At 39.3% G+C, this 14252-nt stretch carries 22 protein-coding genes and 1 pseudogene; 7 read left to right on the forward strand and 16 right to left on the reverse strand.

The window, feature by feature from the left end:
* Nucleotides 1–2: 2 nt before the first annotated feature.
* The gene (locus D7Y06_RS10495; RefSeq protein ID WP_120407750.1) at nt 3–479 is read right to left on the reverse strand and encodes a hypothetical protein; all 477 of its coding nucleotides are present in this window, start codon (nt 477–479) and stop codon (nt 3–5) included.
* A 188-nt stretch (nt 480–667) separates the two neighbouring features.
* Between D7Y06_RS10495 and D7Y06_RS25950 the strand changes: the two genes are divergently transcribed.
* On the forward strand, nt 668–838 hold the full coding sequence (locus D7Y06_RS25950) for a hypothetical protein (protein ID WP_158591346.1): 171 nt from the start codon (nt 668–670) through the stop codon (nt 836–838).
* 133 nt (nt 839–971) lie between these two features.
* On the opposite strand, the gene D7Y06_RS28240 is transcribed toward D7Y06_RS25950, so the two are convergent.
* Entirely contained in the window at nt 972–1082 is a 111-nt protein-coding gene (locus D7Y06_RS28240; protein WP_442970412.1) for a DUF3788 family protein, read from the reverse strand.
* A 302-nt stretch (nt 1083–1384) separates the two neighbouring features.
* On the opposite strand from D7Y06_RS28240, the gene D7Y06_RS10505 reads away from it, so the two are divergent.
* The 5 genes from D7Y06_RS10505 (at nt 1385) to D7Y06_RS10525 (ending at nt 4390) form a co-directional block, all read left to right on the forward strand.
* Nucleotides 1385–1630: a sigma factor gene (locus tag D7Y06_RS10505; RefSeq protein WP_243119250.1), complete on the forward strand. Its 246-nt coding sequence runs from the start codon at nt 1385–1387 to the stop codon at nt 1628–1630.
* Nucleotides 1621–1800 carry a hypothetical protein gene (locus D7Y06_RS27030; protein ID WP_243119251.1) on the forward strand — a complete coding sequence of 60 codons (180 nt, stop codon included), beginning with the start codon at nt 1621–1623 and terminating at the stop codon, nt 1798–1800. Before D7Y06_RS10505 ends, D7Y06_RS27030 begins: the two co-directional genes overlap by 10 nt.
* A 170-nt stretch (nt 1801–1970) precedes the next feature.
* Entirely contained in the window at nt 1971–2894 is a 924-nt protein-coding gene (locus D7Y06_RS10515; protein ID WP_120407751.1) for an ABC transporter ATP-binding protein, read from the forward strand.
* Nucleotides 2882–3646 carry an ABC transporter permease gene (locus D7Y06_RS28245; protein WP_120407752.1) on the forward strand — a complete coding sequence of 255 codons (765 nt, stop codon included), beginning with the start codon at nt 2882–2884 and terminating at the stop codon, nt 3644–3646. Before D7Y06_RS10515 ends, D7Y06_RS28245 begins: the two co-directional genes overlap by 13 nt.
* A 12-nt stretch (nt 3647–3658) precedes the next feature.
* A complete protein-coding gene (locus D7Y06_RS10525; RefSeq protein ID WP_120407753.1) occupies nt 3659–4390 on the forward strand; it encodes an ABC transporter permease in 732 nt (243 codons plus the stop codon).
* A 174-nt stretch (nt 4391–4564) separates the two neighbouring features.
* On the opposite strand, the gene D7Y06_RS10530 is transcribed toward D7Y06_RS10525, so the two are convergent.
* The 3 genes from D7Y06_RS10530 to D7Y06_RS25955 all read right to left on the reverse strand — a co-directional run bounded on the left by D7Y06_RS10530 (nt 4565) and on the right by D7Y06_RS25955 (nt 6493).
* Nucleotides 4565–5644, reverse strand: a complete 1080-nt coding sequence (locus D7Y06_RS10530; protein ID WP_120407754.1) for a helix-turn-helix domain-containing protein — start codon at nt 5642–5644, stop codon at nt 4565–4567.
* Between the two features lie 137 nt (nt 5645–5781).
* Nucleotides 5782–5961, reverse strand: a complete 180-nt coding sequence (locus D7Y06_RS27035) for a hypothetical protein (protein ID WP_243119253.1) — start codon at nt 5959–5961, stop codon at nt 5782–5784.
* A 376-nt stretch (nt 5962–6337) separates the two neighbouring features.
* Nucleotides 6338–6493: a hypothetical protein gene (locus tag D7Y06_RS25955; RefSeq protein ID WP_158591348.1), complete on the reverse strand. Its 156-nt coding sequence runs from the start codon at nt 6491–6493 to the stop codon at nt 6338–6340.
* Between the two features lie 135 nt (nt 6494–6628).
* Here D7Y06_RS25955 and D7Y06_RS10540 point away from each other — a divergent pair, with 135 nt between their 5' ends.
* Nucleotides 6629–7276, forward strand: a complete 648-nt coding sequence (locus D7Y06_RS10540) for a GNAT family N-acetyltransferase (protein WP_120407755.1) — start codon at nt 6629–6631, stop codon at nt 7274–7276.
* Nucleotides 7277–7291: 15 nt separating this feature from the next.
* Here the strand turns inward: D7Y06_RS10540 and D7Y06_RS10545 are convergent, their stop codons facing one another.
* The 11 genes and pseudogenes from D7Y06_RS10545 to D7Y06_RS10600 all read right to left on the reverse strand — a co-directional run bounded on the left by D7Y06_RS10545 (nt 7292) and on the right by D7Y06_RS10600 (nt 14223).
* The gene (locus D7Y06_RS10545) at nt 7292–7783 is read right to left on the reverse strand and encodes a DUF3368 domain-containing protein (RefSeq protein ID WP_120407756.1); all 492 of its coding nucleotides are present in this window, start codon (nt 7781–7783) and stop codon (nt 7292–7294) included.
* On the reverse strand, nt 7780–8070 hold the full coding sequence (locus tag D7Y06_RS10550; protein ID WP_442970413.1) for a hypothetical protein: 291 nt from the start codon (nt 8068–8070) through the stop codon (nt 7780–7782). Before D7Y06_RS10550 ends, D7Y06_RS10545 begins: the two co-directional genes overlap by 4 nt.
* Nucleotides 8071–8760: 690 nt before the next feature.
* A pseudogene (locus tag D7Y06_RS28250) lies at nt 8761–8913 on the reverse strand (site-specific integrase); the annotation flags it as partial.
* Between the two features lie 434 nt (nt 8914–9347).
* The gene (locus tag D7Y06_RS10565) at nt 9348–9551 is read right to left on the reverse strand and encodes a cysteine-rich KTR domain-containing protein (RefSeq protein ID WP_120407759.1); all 204 of its coding nucleotides are present in this window, start codon (nt 9549–9551) and stop codon (nt 9348–9350) included.
* Nucleotides 9541–9786 (reverse strand): hypothetical protein, encoded by a 246-nt coding sequence (locus D7Y06_RS10570; RefSeq protein ID WP_120407760.1) that lies wholly within the window; start codon nt 9784–9786, stop codon nt 9541–9543. Before D7Y06_RS10570 ends, D7Y06_RS10565 begins: the two co-directional genes overlap by 11 nt.
* Before the next feature lie 10 nt (nt 9787–9796).
* Complete coding sequence (locus tag D7Y06_RS10575; protein WP_120407761.1) at nt 9797–10021, reverse strand: hypothetical protein; 225 nt, start codon at nt 10019–10021, stop codon at nt 9797–9799.
* 19 nt (nt 10022–10040) lie between these two features.
* Nucleotides 10041–10736: an ABC transporter permease gene (locus D7Y06_RS10580; RefSeq protein ID WP_120407762.1), complete on the reverse strand. Its 696-nt coding sequence runs from the start codon at nt 10734–10736 to the stop codon at nt 10041–10043.
* Nucleotides 10708–11469 (reverse strand): ABC transporter ATP-binding protein, encoded by a 762-nt coding sequence (locus tag D7Y06_RS10585; RefSeq protein ID WP_120407763.1) that lies wholly within the window; start codon nt 11467–11469, stop codon nt 10708–10710. The genes D7Y06_RS10580 and D7Y06_RS10585 overlap by 29 nt, the downstream gene beginning before the upstream one ends.
* A complete protein-coding gene (locus D7Y06_RS10590) occupies nt 11466–11696 on the reverse strand; it encodes a DUF4177 domain-containing protein (protein ID WP_120407764.1) in 231 nt (76 codons plus the stop codon). The genes D7Y06_RS10585 and D7Y06_RS10590 overlap by 4 nt, the downstream gene beginning before the upstream one ends.
* An 11-nt stretch (nt 11697–11707) precedes the next feature.
* A complete protein-coding gene (locus tag D7Y06_RS10595; RefSeq protein ID WP_016289076.1) occupies nt 11708–12298 on the reverse strand; it encodes a TetR/AcrR family transcriptional regulator in 591 nt (196 codons plus the stop codon).
* Between the two features lie 407 nt (nt 12299–12705).
* Nucleotides 12706–14223: an ATP-binding protein gene (locus D7Y06_RS10600; protein WP_120407765.1), complete on the reverse strand. Its 1518-nt coding sequence runs from the start codon at nt 14221–14223 to the stop codon at nt 12706–12708.
* Nucleotides 14224–14252: the final 29 nt, after the last annotated feature.

Consider the following 14252-nt stretch of genomic DNA (forward strand, 5'->3'; position numbering starts at 1 on the left):
TCCTATTTTCCTCCTGTCTGCCTCCAGGTATTTTTTACAGAAGAATAACTTGCCCAGATGGATAAAATATATCCAATAGCCAAATCCTTTGCCACCGCACCAACTAACTCCGGCTCTTTTAATAGTTCCGGGAGCAGGGAAAATGACTCTCCCAGCGTGAGGGAATAATATTCAGAAAGTTCCCTGTATGCCGTAATTCCCAAAGATACCACTTCCGCCCCTATAATAGCCAGAAAAGAAAGGACGATACAGATAATAATCCCGGTTTTTGAAAGTTTCTTTCCCAGCAGCTGGTAGCCTTTCATCCCGCAAAAAACAATGGCATATCCGGCAATTCCTGCAATAAACCCAATCTGTCCGATTAACACCCATAAAACCGAGCCCAGCAAAATCCCAATCACTGCCCCGATTAATCCAAGGGGAAGGTTTTCCTTTTTCTCCCAATCCTCCGTTACTAAGTTTTCCATTTGTGTACTCATTTTTTCCTCCTATTCGTGAATCCTGCTAAAATATACGCCTTAAAGGCTTGGTTTTATCATATCACATAAATGCCGCCGTATCAAATACCAATTATTGCGCTGTTTGATCCCCCATGAAAATATGTGAAAAAAGTATCAACTTCCCGCTTTGGGGTTATACTAATCCCATCAAAATTCAGGAGGATGCAATGAAAACAGCCAATAGAGATAAAGTCATTTACACTACACCAAAAGGAGCTTGGGAAGGCGGTGTTATCAATGAGAGGAAGAAACCTTCCAAAAAACAGCATCTTAATGATATCTCCACCGACCTTCAGGGGAATGGTTACCCTCTCCCCAAGAAAAACCGGGATGTTTAAGCATCCCGGATACATACTGCGAAAAGTATCTATAGAAATGATAAAATCTAATGAGATAACCGGAATCACAAGGAGTGGTTTTATAATGGAGAGAAAATCTTTCTGTTTGGTTTTCTTTTAATTCTCAACAGTTTCATAAAGTCATGAAACCCACACAGTTTTCTCTTGCATACAATGCACACAGCGTTTTACCGCCCCGGCGATATTTATATTTATATTTCCATGCTTTGCCGCCTTTATCCACAAAGAATCCATGTCATAATGCTCATGTGCGGTAAAGAAGCAAGCAACCGAAAACAAGAGATAGACCGCCAGCACCACACTATTCCGAACTAAAAACCAAAAGACAAGCATTGCGGGAATGTTGCAAAACAGGCTATGGATTCATGGATAACTCTGTTCACAGCACATGGAAAAGCTAAAATGCAGCTTTCTCATTTGCCTAATCGTATATGATTCTATATATGGTTATAGAAAAAAACGAAAAAAATAAAAATATTTGTAACAAATCGCACTTGAAAAGAACTAACAATATGAGGTGCTGATATGGATAAAGAAAAATTAGATGAAATGTATCGTGAAAACGCCGCCATGATATATAAATATCTATGCGGCTTAACGCAGGACAGCGGACTTGACGAGGATCTGACGCAGGAAACATTCTTTCAAGCAATGAAAGGGATTGACAAATTTAGGGGAGATTGTAAAATTTCTGTCTGGCTATTGCGGACGCTTTTATATATGCTCTTTCAACCTGCAAAAAGAATAAAGGCAGTATTGCAATGGCAGTAATAAGCATTGGGGCGTTTGTTCTGCTTTCCGTCATACAGATTACCCGGTATTATCTGATTGGAACAGGGACATTTTGGCTTTTCCGTTATGGCCTGCCTCCCCTGCTGTTATGGCTTTTTGTCCTTTGGTTTCCAGTGCTGGGGGAAATATTCCTGAAATGGAATATTTGAGACTGCATAGCATTGTTCCTATTCTTGGTAATCATAGGAAACTATGTCACAAAACTAATCACGGGAGATTATATGTGGGAAGACGCGCTCCATATGCAGGGATTTATAGGCAATGCTCTTGGAGAAGTAATTGGAATTATAACATTTGGAATTATAGGGAGGATTAAAAAATGGAGAAAATAATCAGCGTAAAAAATCTAAAAAAAGCATATAAAAAGGAAACTGCCGTTGAGAATGTATGCTTTGCGCTTGCACCCGGAAATATCATGGGACTATTGGGGACAAACGGGGCGGGCAAAACTACGACATTAAAGATGATTACAAATTTGTGTTCCAAAGATAATGGGAAAATCGTCATAGACAACGTATCATTAGACGAAAATCCCGGACTGGCATTGTCAAAGGTTGGGGCGGCACTTGACACCCCTAGTTTTTATCAGGAACTGACTGCAAGAGAAAATATAGAATGTTTTGCACATCTATATGAAAATATCCCAAACGGGCAAGTTATGGAATTGCTTGATTATGTCGGACTTAAGAACCAGGCTGAAAAGAAAGTGAAAAAGTTTTCTCTTGGAATGAAACAAAGACTGGCATTGGCAAGGGCTATGTTAGGACAGCCAAAACTGATTATTTTAGATGAACCGGCAAACGGATTAGACCCGCAGGGACAAATTAACCTATACCGTCTGATTTGCGACATGGCGAAAGAACGAAACACAACCTTTATCGTTTCATCACACCAACTGCATGATATGGAAAAATTCTGTACTGATATTTTAATTTTGGATAAGGGAAAAAGTATCTTGCAAGGAAAAACGGAAAACATTTTATCCGAAACAACAAATATCGTGGACTGCATACTGGAAGAAACAAACGCTGCCCGGAGAGTTCTCTCCGGGTGTCAAGGAATAAGTTTGGTGTCACAGAAAGGAAATCAGTTTACAATCAGACTTGAAAATATCTGTTTTGATGAATTTGTTAAAAACCTTGTAGCAAACCATTTGCATATTCACTATCTTTCCATGCGGAAACACTCATTGCAGGATCTTTTTCTAAAACTGACAGGGGGAGCAGAGCCATGTATCCATTAACAAGATTTTATGCAAGAAAACTATACAGACAAAAATTGATTTACATTTTTTTTGCCTGCTTTTTTACAGCTTCTTTCTTTTACGCTTTTCTTATTTCAACACCGCAAATGGAAGAAATGCTGAATATCAATATTGGAATTGTTGGGAGAAAAAATTTCCCCGAATTTATGATGCGGTTTTATGTCGGGACAGTGGGTATTCTTTTTCATGTATTTCTGCTGACACTGTTTATTTGTGAGGAAGATAGGAACAAAATGCTTTATCAGCCTTTATTGCATGGGGAAAACCGCAACAGAATGATACGTTCAAAAATCTATGTTGCTGTCAGTATGTCAATGGTTTTTGTTTTGTTGGTGGCTTTTATCAATTACATAACAGCTTTTATGCGTTGGGGCTATGAAATCTTTGAACAGGCAGCCTTTATCAGAACCATTATAAAATATCTGTTATCGGGTATCTATATGTCAGTTATAACGCTTGGGATCGTTTTACTTTGTATTTGTACCCGCAACGCATGGAAAACAATATTTTTTGTGATTATTTATTTATTGATTGACCAATTTATATACAGTTCCAATATTGCTTTATTACAAAAAATATGGGTTGGATATTACCTTAATCTTTGGACTTTTGCATATGAGTATCAGAAAATACCATTTAGCGAACTGATTATAGGAATATTCATTATGATACTGTACGGAATTGCTTTTTTTCAAATATCCCTATACAGAACAAAAAAAATAGATTTTTGAGAGAGGTAAAAAATGATTATAAGATTATTAAATATACAATTTGCAAGACTGAAAAGGCAAAAGATATTATACTTATTTTTTGTCGTAATGGCAGTGATTATCATTTCCAATGCGCTTCAAGAAGATAATGGCATGGGATATTATGCAGGCGGTAAATTTCCAACAATGTGTATGCAGTCCTATATTGATATTGTCGGTACACTTTTCCTTAGCTTTATCAGCGCAGTATTGATTTGCGGGGAAAAGGCAAGCGGTATGTTCAGACAGCCTTTGTTGAATGGCGTTTCCAAAAAACAGCTTTTAATCGCAAAAACTGTCAGTATTTTGACAGTTGCGCTAATCTGTTTTTTGTTTGTGGTAATCGTCAGCATTGTAACAGGTTTCTTTTTATGGGGCAGTCATATCTTCGATTATGCACAGGAATATTTGTTACAAACGTTGTTATTAGCTTTTCCGCAGATAACAATGGTTCTGTTTTTCGTGCTTTTATCCTTGTATATGTCAAATATATCCAGTATGATGTGCGCTTCTCTGATAATTTTATTAGTCAATAATTTATTTAGCCAGTTTTTTGGAGATTACATATCCTTTGTAGACTTTATGTATTATCTGTATGCTTTTTCTGGATATAACGGAATTGGATTAACAGGAAAAATGATTGTATCAGGTGTCATTGTAAATATCGTAACAGGAATTATTCTTGTTTATGGAATTAGCAGACGCACAAAGAGTATGATAATGTGAAAACACATTACACTTTGAAAGTGGGCGATAATATTATGAAAATACTGTCGCTGACATTTGATGAACATGAAGAAAAAGCACAGACCGCCGAAGCCGCACAGAAAGAAATCCTTTGACAGAGACAGCCGATAGGCAAAGAAAACCGCCGCCATGGTGTTACCCATAATCGGCGGCTTACATAATTTGATTAGTGTTCCTGCCTTTGAATCGCTTATACTCTGTGATTAGTTCTTGAAACTCTGAGGAGTTTTGCAACAGAGGTTCTTTTTCCATTGCAGAAAGGATTACAGGAATCATTTGCTCTGGTTGAGTCGCTTGTGCAGGTATGCGATTAAATAATAAGGTTTTATCCATATTCCATGGTTCGCGCATTGCCGCAAGCATTTCTCTCAAAATAGAAATACATTTATCGGCATCCTTTTCCGCAAAGGCGATTTCCAATGGTGCAGTGAATGCGCTATACTTCCACATTTCAAAAAGTGTGACCATCTGTGCTGATTTATCTGCTATCTTTTGTGCAGTGAAAGATTCGCCGCACTCTAACTCAATACTCATCATTTTGTATAGCAGCAGCTGGACCTTGTTGAGAGCCAACTGTAATTCTCTCTGCAAATCCTCTGCCGCTTTCTCTGATTTGCCTTGATGTTTATCAATTTCAACTTGTAACCAAAACTTATCCGCCATGCTGCCGACAATATCGTTTCTGTCAGGCATTAAGTCTAATATTTCCTGGGCTTTTTCATATTCTCCACTGCGAAGATATCTGCTTGCCAACATAAAATTTGCGCTGTTGCTTATTTCTACGTCTGTGCTCCCAGCAAGTCGATGATACCATTCAAGGATCTGCTCCTCATAGGGGCGCATTTCATCTGCAGTCAAGTCGGACATGGAAAGAAGTCCATCCAGTTGGAATGTAAGACCGTGCATGAGTCTCTCATTGTGAGGATACTCGTGGAGCTTTTGCCCTACTGCTGCAAACCCTTCTTCGATTCCTTTATCTCCAACAATCTTTCCGACCTCCTTGCAGAACAAACCAATTTCTTGTTGTGTTATATCTTCGTGAAAACAAAAAAGAGTGTTTAAGTCAATTTTTAACAATCGGGCTAACGGAGCCAAAAGCGAAATATCTGGACTGGTTGTTCCTTTTTCCCATTTACTGACTGCCGGAATAGACACATTGAGATATTCTGCAACTTGTTCCTGCGTGAGTCCTAATTCTTTTCTTCTTTCTTGTATAACTAAGTTCATAGGCATAATAGAAGCCTCCTTATTGAGAATGGCATAAAAGCTTTTGTTGACTTTATTATACTTGTGTATTTCCCAAAAAACAATTGAGCAGTTGTTAACTGAGAAATGATTTTTTTAACTATAAGGTAACTATTCAGAGCCCCTTATTCAAAGATGAAATCAGGGTATCTTTTTACCATACTGCTGATCGTTCCGGTTGCAATCGGAATGTTAAATACTCCGGAAAGAATCTCATGGGTGCGTTTGACGCTGACTGCTCCTACGGTATTTAATACAACAGCTAATGCCTGAAGGTTTTCCCCATACTGTACAGCTGCTTTCACGTCAGAAGGGACATCACCTCTGCGGGTATTGTTTTGGGAGTTCTTATTAAGCTGTTCCTTCAGTTCCTGTATTGTCTGATTGAGTTGAGCGATCAACTGTGCCTGTGCGTTGATTGTAGCATTCAGGGAATCTACAGTTGATGTTAATGTATTAACCTGCTGTAATAACTGCCAATAACACCCGGATAAAATCCACAAACAGAACATTATCTGGCCGAAATCGAAGATTTATGGTTTCGTTATCCACAAGCAAAAAGCACCTGGCCGTTGCATTGAAAAGTTATCCACTTTTCGCAATAAAGCCATGGCAAAACAGAAATTTTATTTTCTCCGTTTTGCACAAAAATCAATGTGCCCTAAATGGGGTGCTGAATAGTTACATATTTTCAATGAACTGCACGATATTGTCCGGTTCTGACGTTACCTTGATATTCGCGTAAATAATGTCATCCCCGTCAAATATTGGCTCAATGGCGCATAAGGTGTAGTTTGTGCTATGGACATCCATTCCGATTCGTAGTATTCTTTTCATTAGGTGACCTCCTTTTGTATGCGGTAATCCCTGTTACCATTGTTTTTCCAACAACTTAGTATACAGGTAAATCCACGTTGCTACAAATGTGAGGTCACTTCATATTGTCCAATAAATAAAATCGGAGGAAATACCATGAATTTTTTATCAATCACATCTTCTGATGATATGTGGAATGAAGTAAGTCAATACGCACAAAACTGCTCATGGAAAGCTGGAAAATCTCTATCCCAAAATATGTCTGACAACACTTTTACAGATTGGGAGCGTGTGATAGTTGCTTTGCACGAAAATAATATTGCGGGTTACTGTACTGTTGCAAAAAGCGATTGTATTCCTAATGTTTCATACACACCTTACATTGGCTATATGTTCGTTGATGAAAAGTACAGAGGGCATCACCTAAGTCAAAAACTCATTTCTTATGCAATATCTTATTTACAGACACAGGGCTTTCATCATGTTTATTTGGTAAGTGACCATGAAAATTTTTACGAAAAGTATGGTTTTAAAGTTATTGACAAAAAATGGCACCTTGGGGAGAAATTGAAAAAATCTATATACGTGAGATATAAAATTTTAACCACTCGCTCATATAGGTATCAAAAAGGTATCACGCCTCACATTAAAAGCAGGAAAGTCCGCTGTTTATGCGGCTTCCCGGCTTTCTGTTTACTACTCGAACTCATCTCAAATGACCGTTTTTGTGGTCATTTTCAGTGTATTTACAGCCTTTTTCATACGCCATTTTTCCGCTTTTCCACATCATCCAAATGGTTTTGAAATCTTTTATTACCACTATTGCAATCTGTCTAACAGCATCTGGTAATACCGTTCTCCTATATGTCTGCCAGATCTTTGAAGGTCATCAATACACTTTCTGACTTCCTCTGAAGTAATCAAATTTTCCTCATAAGCGCTAATTAGAATGCCGATTGTTCTCATAACGGTAATTCCCATTTTCCCGGAAATCGCCCTTCCCTTCGCCTCATCCATAAGCAAAATATCCGCTTTCCGTTCATCTGTAAGCACAATCGCTTCACTTTCGCCCTGGTCCAGCCCTGTTGCCATCCTTAATATCCTAACTGCTTCGGGATTTGATACAGGAACGGGTTTTATATAAGGAGCATCCTTCACTGTTTTAGCTTCTTCTATAAACCGTTTATCGGCTGTCAGTTCCTCATATACGGCATTCGGGATTAAAACCTCTCCAAATGATTTCTCCAGCAAATCAAGCCTGTTAATTTTCAAAAGAGAAATCATTGGCGTAGTATCCGATATAACTATCATACCATTTCTCCTTTTGCCTTGACTTTTCTGTAAGCTTCCAGCTCCGCATCCAGATCATTCATTGTTAAATCCAAATAGGAAAATCCCAGTTTATCATAAATATCTATCAGCTCATTTTTGCGTATCCCTAAAATTTCAGCCGCACGGCCATGGGATATGATCTGCCTTAGAATATAAGGGTATAGCAGCAGCGCATTTCTTTCAAGCTCGGCAACCTGACCGGATGGTTTTAAGTAAACCGCCATTTCCATCGGAACCTTAATATTAACATCTACTAATGCCATAATATCTCTCCTTCCTATGCATCTCTTTCCTCATAAAAATCATTTACCATAGTAGTCGCTGTTGCCTCTGAAAAATCAGGCGCTTTCAACATAATGCTAATTCTCTTTTCTTTAATATCCAAAAGCCTCAAGAACTGCAAGCCCTCCTGTCACTTTCCCAGAAACAAAGCTTCACCATTTTTCTACTCTTAATGCCTCATCCACAACATTTTCTATATCTTCACTTACCGCATCTTGCGTTCCATGTGCTGCCATCTCTTTACTTTCCATATATATTATCCGTCTTCCTACTAATTATATTAGCATACCTCTTCCTATTTCTCAATGAAAAAGCAATATGCATTTTACTTCAATATTCCCCGGAACTTCTCTAACTCCAAATCTGCTTTCCAATGTTGGTTATCTGTATCAGGTGACTTATCAAACAGATATGCCGCTCCATTGACAATATCCACTACCGTAACTGCCATAGCAAGATAATCTTCTTTCATCTCCTTATATGCATCCTCAGACAAGGAAAAATCGCCAGATTGTAACTGCCTGGCGATTTCTCTCATCACATACTGCATCTCCTGTAAAGAGTCCACGATACGTTTTATATTTTCCTGTTTTCCAACAACCACAATGTTAGAATAAATACAGCTCCGGGCTATAAAATCCTTTTTATGATATCCGCTGAGAGCCGCCCTCTCCTCAATCAACGCCCTCTGCCAGATCCCTCGACTGGTTTGGGTATAAATGGCTGTAGGTATTAAGGGTTGTCTGTATTTTCTCATGCCCTAACCGTTCCGCCACAAGGTTCGGCTGTGCCCCCAGTCTGGAAATCAATAAACTTGCATGGCTATGCCATTACGGTATAATAACGACAAACGGAAAAAGCCTTTATTTTCAAGGAGTTTGAGCGTTTGCCGTCATTTATTCAATTCCTTTTCCAAGTTGAAACATGGCGAGAAAAATATCGAAAAAAGGAGGCTGTTTCATTAACGACAAAATTTAATAGTGCCAGCGGTCCGGTGTATTGCCTGACCGCTGGTTGCCGTGGGCGTTTCACTTTTATAGGTGGGTGCCCTTTTTAATACCATATAAGTGTAAGAGATACATGATATGTTCCCTGTATGCTTCTGTACAAGGCATAGATGATTCCCCCTTTCTCCCACATAGGGCGGTGCATGGTTTACAAGTTGCATTTATAAATCATAGGGACGGCTGCGCTTAGGCTGTCGCCCTTTGATTATTGATTACAAAAAAGAACCGATAACCGCATTTTTTATTTTGGCGTGTTATCGGCTCTGCGTCTGTGCGTCCGGCTCTTTGATAACTGAAATATGAAATTGTGTTACATTGATTAAGATTTCCTGCTTACATTTGGGGCAGAACAGTGGGAAATTCCGAAGTTCTGTATCTGACCGCATTTTAATGCGTGTCTTGCTTCCGCAAACAGGGCATAATAACCATTTGAATTGCTCGCTCTCGTTATGATTCATGGGTTTTATTCTTGCTTTCCTTTTTCAGTACAGCACTGCTGATAACGCTGACGCCGCCCAATAATGCACAAGATTTTGACGGGAAAAGGATTCCTGCCGCCACCAGACCAACACCGACAACTAAGTTACAAGCCGCTGCCGTTTTTAACGCTTTCTTTTTCGGGTTGGGAAGCTCTACGGAAATCCCCAATCTACTATTCAGCTTTTCGCAAGCCTGATTTACTTCTTTAATCATTTTGTCCTCCTTAAAATAATAACTGTATGCCGTGATTTACAATAAGCAACACGCCAATGCCTATGACAATCCATAGGGCTGTGGCTTTCTTTTCTTTCCCTTTTCTCTTGTTCAGAAACAGGAAAATTAATCCCACACCCACAAGGCAGATACCGACAATCAATGATACGATTGAAATAGTCTGCATGATTTCCGCACTTGGAACAGGTACAAAATCGGGAATTGGAAAATTCATGTTATCGTCCCCCTTTCTTTTAATTGCTCAAATCTGATAAAATCATTTTTCTCATTGCAACTGCTGAATAAATGATTCCTATGATACCGAAAATAATTGCCGCAACGGGAATTGACAAAAGTCCTGCGCTGCTTCCCTGTGAGTTTGACGCTATGGCAACAATGACAATAGATGAAACAACAGTTGCAATCGTTGACTTCTTTATCATTCCAACATACAGCGGGAGAAGCCCCAACAGGATAGCGGATATTGTTGTAACTGCCTGTGCCAGTATGTTTCCAAAGCTGAACGTGACAAAATCAAAACATTTTGCCGCAAGAAAGATTGTGGCATATTGGAAGATATTTGACAGCACATGGAACGTAAAACTAATGTAGCATATCAAAATGAGTTTTGCCGTAATCAGTTTCGTGCGGCTGATCGGGTAAGTGAAAAGCAAGCCGATTGTCTTGTTTCTGTATTCTTCAATCACAAATACAGAAATCAGTACCGCTTCCCATACAATCAGAGTAGCCCTTACAAGCATTGCCGCTAACGTAACCGTATCTAACTGGACTGGGTCAAATCCCGGAAGCGTGGATATATTGCCGCTTGCAGTTAAAAGGCTGGACGTAAAGACGGAAAGCAGAAAAATGATAAAGTTAGCGATTAACAATCCGGCGATATGCGGCTTTAACGGTACTTTCTTAATTTCCATGCGGATAAGATTCCACATTTTTTCCACCTCCTCCCAATAAGCCTAAATAATAGGATTCAAGGTCTATCCCGTTCGCCGTAAGCTCTTTCATAGATACTTCCGCAAGCATAGCCCCGTGGTCAATAATTCCGATTGTGTCGGCAATTTTAGACAGCTCGTCAAGGATATGGCTGGATATTAAAATGCTTGTGTGGTATTCATGGTTGATTCGCAGCAGCAGCCCCCGCACTTCGATAATTCCCTGTGGGTCTAAGCCGTTTATAGGTTCGTCTAAAATGAGCAAATCCGGCTTTGTGAGCATTGCCCTTGCAAGGGCAAGCCGCTGTTTCATTCCCAAAGAGAATTTCCCTACGGCTTTATTGCCCGTTTCTGCAATCCCCAACAATGACAGCGTTTCCATGATGTTTTCCGAAGCGCAGCATTCGTGGCCTGCTCCCATGTACCGGCAATGGAGTTCCATGTTCTCGTATGCGCTTAAATGGCTGTAAAAAACAGGGCTTTCAATAATGCTGCCGATACGGGAGAAAACGGGATTGTTCCCCTTGTTGATAGTTTCGCCTAATAAACATACCGTACCTGTATCGGGGAAAATGATGTGGTACAGTGTTTTCATCAGCGAAGTTTTTCCAGCGCCGTTTGCGCCCAGAAATCCGTATACTTCCCCTTGCCTTACATTCATGCAAATATCATTCAGTATGGGGCTGCCCTCTATGGATTTTGATAAATGCCGGACTTCAACCGCATTTGTCATTCGCTCGCCCCCTTTTCGGGGCATAGCCGCCTTTTGAATATCAGAGTCGCTTTCTGTGCGATTCCGATAAGGGAATATTGGGAGCTGCCTATGCACGGATAGGCAAAACAAGTAACCAGTTCCCAGCCGTCCTTACCGTAATGGTTCAGTTTATCAGACAGCGACTTTTCAGAATGTTCTGTTTCCTTGCTGTCAATTACTACCGTTTTGTACTCAAATTCTGTCATAAAAATCTCCTTTACTCAAAAATATCTGCCACAAGGCTATCCACCATAAAATCAAAAACAGCGAAATAATCACAAGTGACGGAAAGCGTTTCTTTTGCATTAATTGTTGACAGCAGCGCACTCAAAATTCCATACGCCTGTGCTTCCTCCATTTTCAGATTGAGGTCTGCGGCATGGATAACCTGTCTGAAAAAATCGAAACTGTCAAACTTGATTTTCTTAATCGTTTCTTCCGGCAGCTTTGTCACAAAAGACTGAAAATCCGGCGTATTGACATTGTAGAGGAACGGCTTGCTGTCGTATTCCCGGAAAAGCCTTTTCATGGACTGTGCAAAGCCCTCTTTCGTCCGGCTGTTCCTGTTTATGTCGATAATCTTTTCTGTCAACCTCCTTTGTATGTCTGTGATTGTTTCAAGGAATAAATCTTCCTTTGTTGGGTAGAGCGTATAAAAAGTACCGATAGAGATAACTGCCTTGTCGCATAGATTCTTAATGCTTGTCTTTTTGTACCCTTGCGCTATCCAACATTCCTCGCATAGTTCTTCCAGCTTTTTGCGGATTGCTTTTTTATCCGCGTCCGAAAGGACTGGCTTTGACGGCATAGTTTCACTTCTCCTTTCTTCTGAACTATATTTGCGAATATTCGCAATAAATATTCGCAAAACAAATGATAGCACGATTGATAGCTGTTGTCAAGTAGGGAACTTGATTTAGCAATGCCGTATTTCTCGACAATAAATAAATTTTTGAGAAGGAAAGATAGAAAGAATGGGGTTGGATTCCGTAGTAATCGGCATTTGTGGGAATGTGTATAACTGGCTATCTTATGGAATTGTGGGTAACTCTGTTTGCAGGACGCGGGAAAGCTGCTCTTTAGCTTTTCCATGTGCTGTGATGAATGAATTTAATTAACAGCCTGTTTCCTATCTCCATCATTTTTCTTATGATAGAGATAGGCTTCTTAATCCATTCTTATGACATTCATTTGCATTATTCTCTTAAAAATATTTTATTTTCTATATACCTTATTTTTTGTTTTTCCTGTGCCTTTAAGGATATTCAGCTTTTCAGCCTTCAACAGCAAACGGCTTGCCGTCTTTATTTCAACTTCCAGCAATTTTGCTGCAGCAGCACTATTTATTTCTTTATTTGTTTCCAGATAAATCAAAATAATCTGCATTCTTGCTCTTTCCAATTCAGACATTGATTCGGACATTGATTCGGACATTGATTCGGACATTTTCTCTTTTCTTTCAAAACCGTCTCTTATGCGAATAATCGCGTTCAAATAGGTTCTTTCCTCATCCATATCAAACTCAGGCTCTGGTGAACCATTTTGTTTCAGTTCTCTTAATATTTTAGGAATACCTGTTCCCTTTTTTTCAGATAAGTCAATCTCCTTAAATAATTCTCCAATTCTTCTGTTACGATATTTTCTTCCTTTCACTTTACCTGATACAAAACGTTCAAGATTAATCCATTTCGCAAGTCCGGGATAATTAAGTATCTGAATGCTATCCACATATATACGGATTTCCACTGGCTCCGGCTCGCGATACGACTTGTGAAATACTGCATTTACCAATGTTTCTTCCAATGCATTATATGGATAGTTAAAATATCGTTCTGCTTCTGCCTGACCCTGAACCTTTACAACTTTTTGCTCGATCACAGTTGTCTTTATATAATTCAAAGCATCCTGAACTTGTCTCCATATTGGTCCTGTAAATATTTTTTCCGTAAAATCATCCGATGCCTCGGCTTCTTCTGAATGAAATCTAATCAGCTCAATATATGCCCCCGGAATCAGCTTCTCCGGATATTCCGCAAACATCAATACGCCGATATTTCTGATATCCAATTCCGTATCTGTCTCATTTGCAACTTCCTGTGCAAGCAGCAGTTCCTCTAATGAACTGCTATTCAGTTCCATCACCAAACTACTATTGCTCTTCCTGATAAAGTCTTCAAGATATCCTCTCATGATATCATCAATTTTTGCCTTTCTATTGACACGGTCATCAAATGGCACGGAATTAAATTTATCAAACAATTCGGATATTTCATCCTGTTTCGCATCTGTAGTAAGCGATGCCGGTCTAATCCAATATTTCAAACTTTTGTCAGCTTTTTCGCCATTTTCCACATACACTGATTTCGGTGCCTGATAAGGACCGCTATCACCTGCCGAACACCATAGATATATCAAATAAATTCCTTCATTCTTATAATCAACCACTTCCATTCTTGGAATGTATCTTGGAATAATCTGATTACAGTACTGAAATATTTCCTGCTGTATGGAATCTAACTTTTCCTTCGGAACGCCTTCTAACGGAAATACCGGCATACCATTGCTCTCTTTTACCCCTATGACGATATATCCGCCATTCGTGTTATCATAGTCATTTGCAAACGCACAAATAGAATGAATAATATCATTTGGATTCCAGCCTGTTTTATACTCTACACGGTCATGTTCAACAACACGTCCTTCTAACAAAGTTTCTATCTTTAATGGTATCATTCAGATGCCTCTCTTTCTGGTATGAATTA

Source organism: Roseburia sp. 1XD42-69 (assembly GCF_003612565.1).
GTDB lineage: Bacteria > Bacillota > Clostridia > Lachnospirales > Lachnospiraceae > Roseburia_B.

What these genes read in the sequence shown, in the direction of transcription:
- D7Y06_RS10505 (WP_243119250.1), top strand. Translation starts at nt 1,385, where the DNA reads ATGGATAAAGAAAAATTAGATGAAATGTATCGTGAAAACGCCGCCATG.
- D7Y06_RS10585 (WP_120407763.1), bottom strand. Translation starts at nt 11,469, where the DNA reads ATGACAAATGCGGTTGAAGTCCGGCATTTATCAAAATCCATAGAGGGC.
- D7Y06_RS10495 (WP_120407750.1), bottom strand. Translation starts at nt 479, where the DNA reads ATGAGTACACAAATGGAAAACTTAGTAACGGAGGATTGGGAGAAAAAG.
- D7Y06_RS10540 (WP_120407755.1), top strand. Translation starts at nt 6,629, where the DNA reads ATGAATTTTTTATCAATCACATCTTCTGATGATATGTGGAATGAAGTA.
- D7Y06_RS27030 (WP_243119251.1), top strand. Translation starts at nt 1,621, where the DNA reads ATGGCAGTAATAAGCATTGGGGCGTTTGTTCTGCTTTCCGTCATACAG.
- D7Y06_RS10545 (WP_120407756.1), bottom strand. Translation starts at nt 7,783, where the DNA reads ATGATAGTTATATCGGATACTACGCCAATGATTTCTCTTTTGAAAATT.
- D7Y06_RS10575 (WP_120407761.1), bottom strand. Translation starts at nt 10,021, where the DNA reads ATGAATTTTCCAATTCCCGATTTTGTACCTGTTCCAAGTGCGGAAATC.
- D7Y06_RS10525 (WP_120407753.1), top strand. Translation starts at nt 3,659, where the DNA reads ATGATTATAAGATTATTAAATATACAATTTGCAAGACTGAAAAGGCAA.
- D7Y06_RS10580 (WP_120407762.1), bottom strand. Translation starts at nt 10,736, where the DNA reads ATGTGGAATCTTATCCGCATGGAAATTAAGAAAGTACCGTTAAAGCCG.
- D7Y06_RS10565 (WP_120407759.1), bottom strand. Translation starts at nt 9,551, where the DNA reads ATGAATCATAACGAGAGCGAGCAATTCAAATGGTTATTATGCCCTGTT.
- D7Y06_RS10515 (WP_120407751.1), top strand. Translation starts at nt 1,971, where the DNA reads ATGGAGAAAATAATCAGCGTAAAAAATCTAAAAAAAGCATATAAAAAG.
- D7Y06_RS10595 (WP_016289076.1), bottom strand. Translation starts at nt 12,298, where the DNA reads ATGCCGTCAAAGCCAGTCCTTTCGGACGCGGATAAAAAAGCAATCCGC.
- D7Y06_RS10600 (WP_120407765.1), bottom strand. Translation starts at nt 14,223, where the DNA reads ATGATACCATTAAAGATAGAAACTTTGTTAGAAGGACGTGTTGTTGAA.
- D7Y06_RS10570 (WP_120407760.1), bottom strand. Translation starts at nt 9,786, where the DNA reads ATGATTAAAGAAGTAAATCAGGCTTGCGAAAAGCTGAATAGTAGATTG.
- D7Y06_RS10530 (WP_120407754.1), bottom strand. Translation starts at nt 5,644, where the DNA reads ATGCCTATGAACTTAGTTATACAAGAAAGAAGAAAAGAATTAGGACTC.
- D7Y06_RS25955 (WP_158591348.1), bottom strand. Translation starts at nt 6,493, where the DNA reads ATGAAAAGAATACTACGAATCGGAATGGATGTCCATAGCACAAACTAC.
- D7Y06_RS28245 (WP_120407752.1), top strand. Translation starts at nt 2,882, where the DNA reads ATGTATCCATTAACAAGATTTTATGCAAGAAAACTATACAGACAAAAA.
- D7Y06_RS10590 (WP_120407764.1), bottom strand. Translation starts at nt 11,696, where the DNA reads ATGACAGAATTTGAGTACAAAACGGTAGTAATTGACAGCAAGGAAACA.
- D7Y06_RS25950 (WP_158591346.1), top strand. Translation starts at nt 668, where the DNA reads ATGAAAACAGCCAATAGAGATAAAGTCATTTACACTACACCAAAAGGA.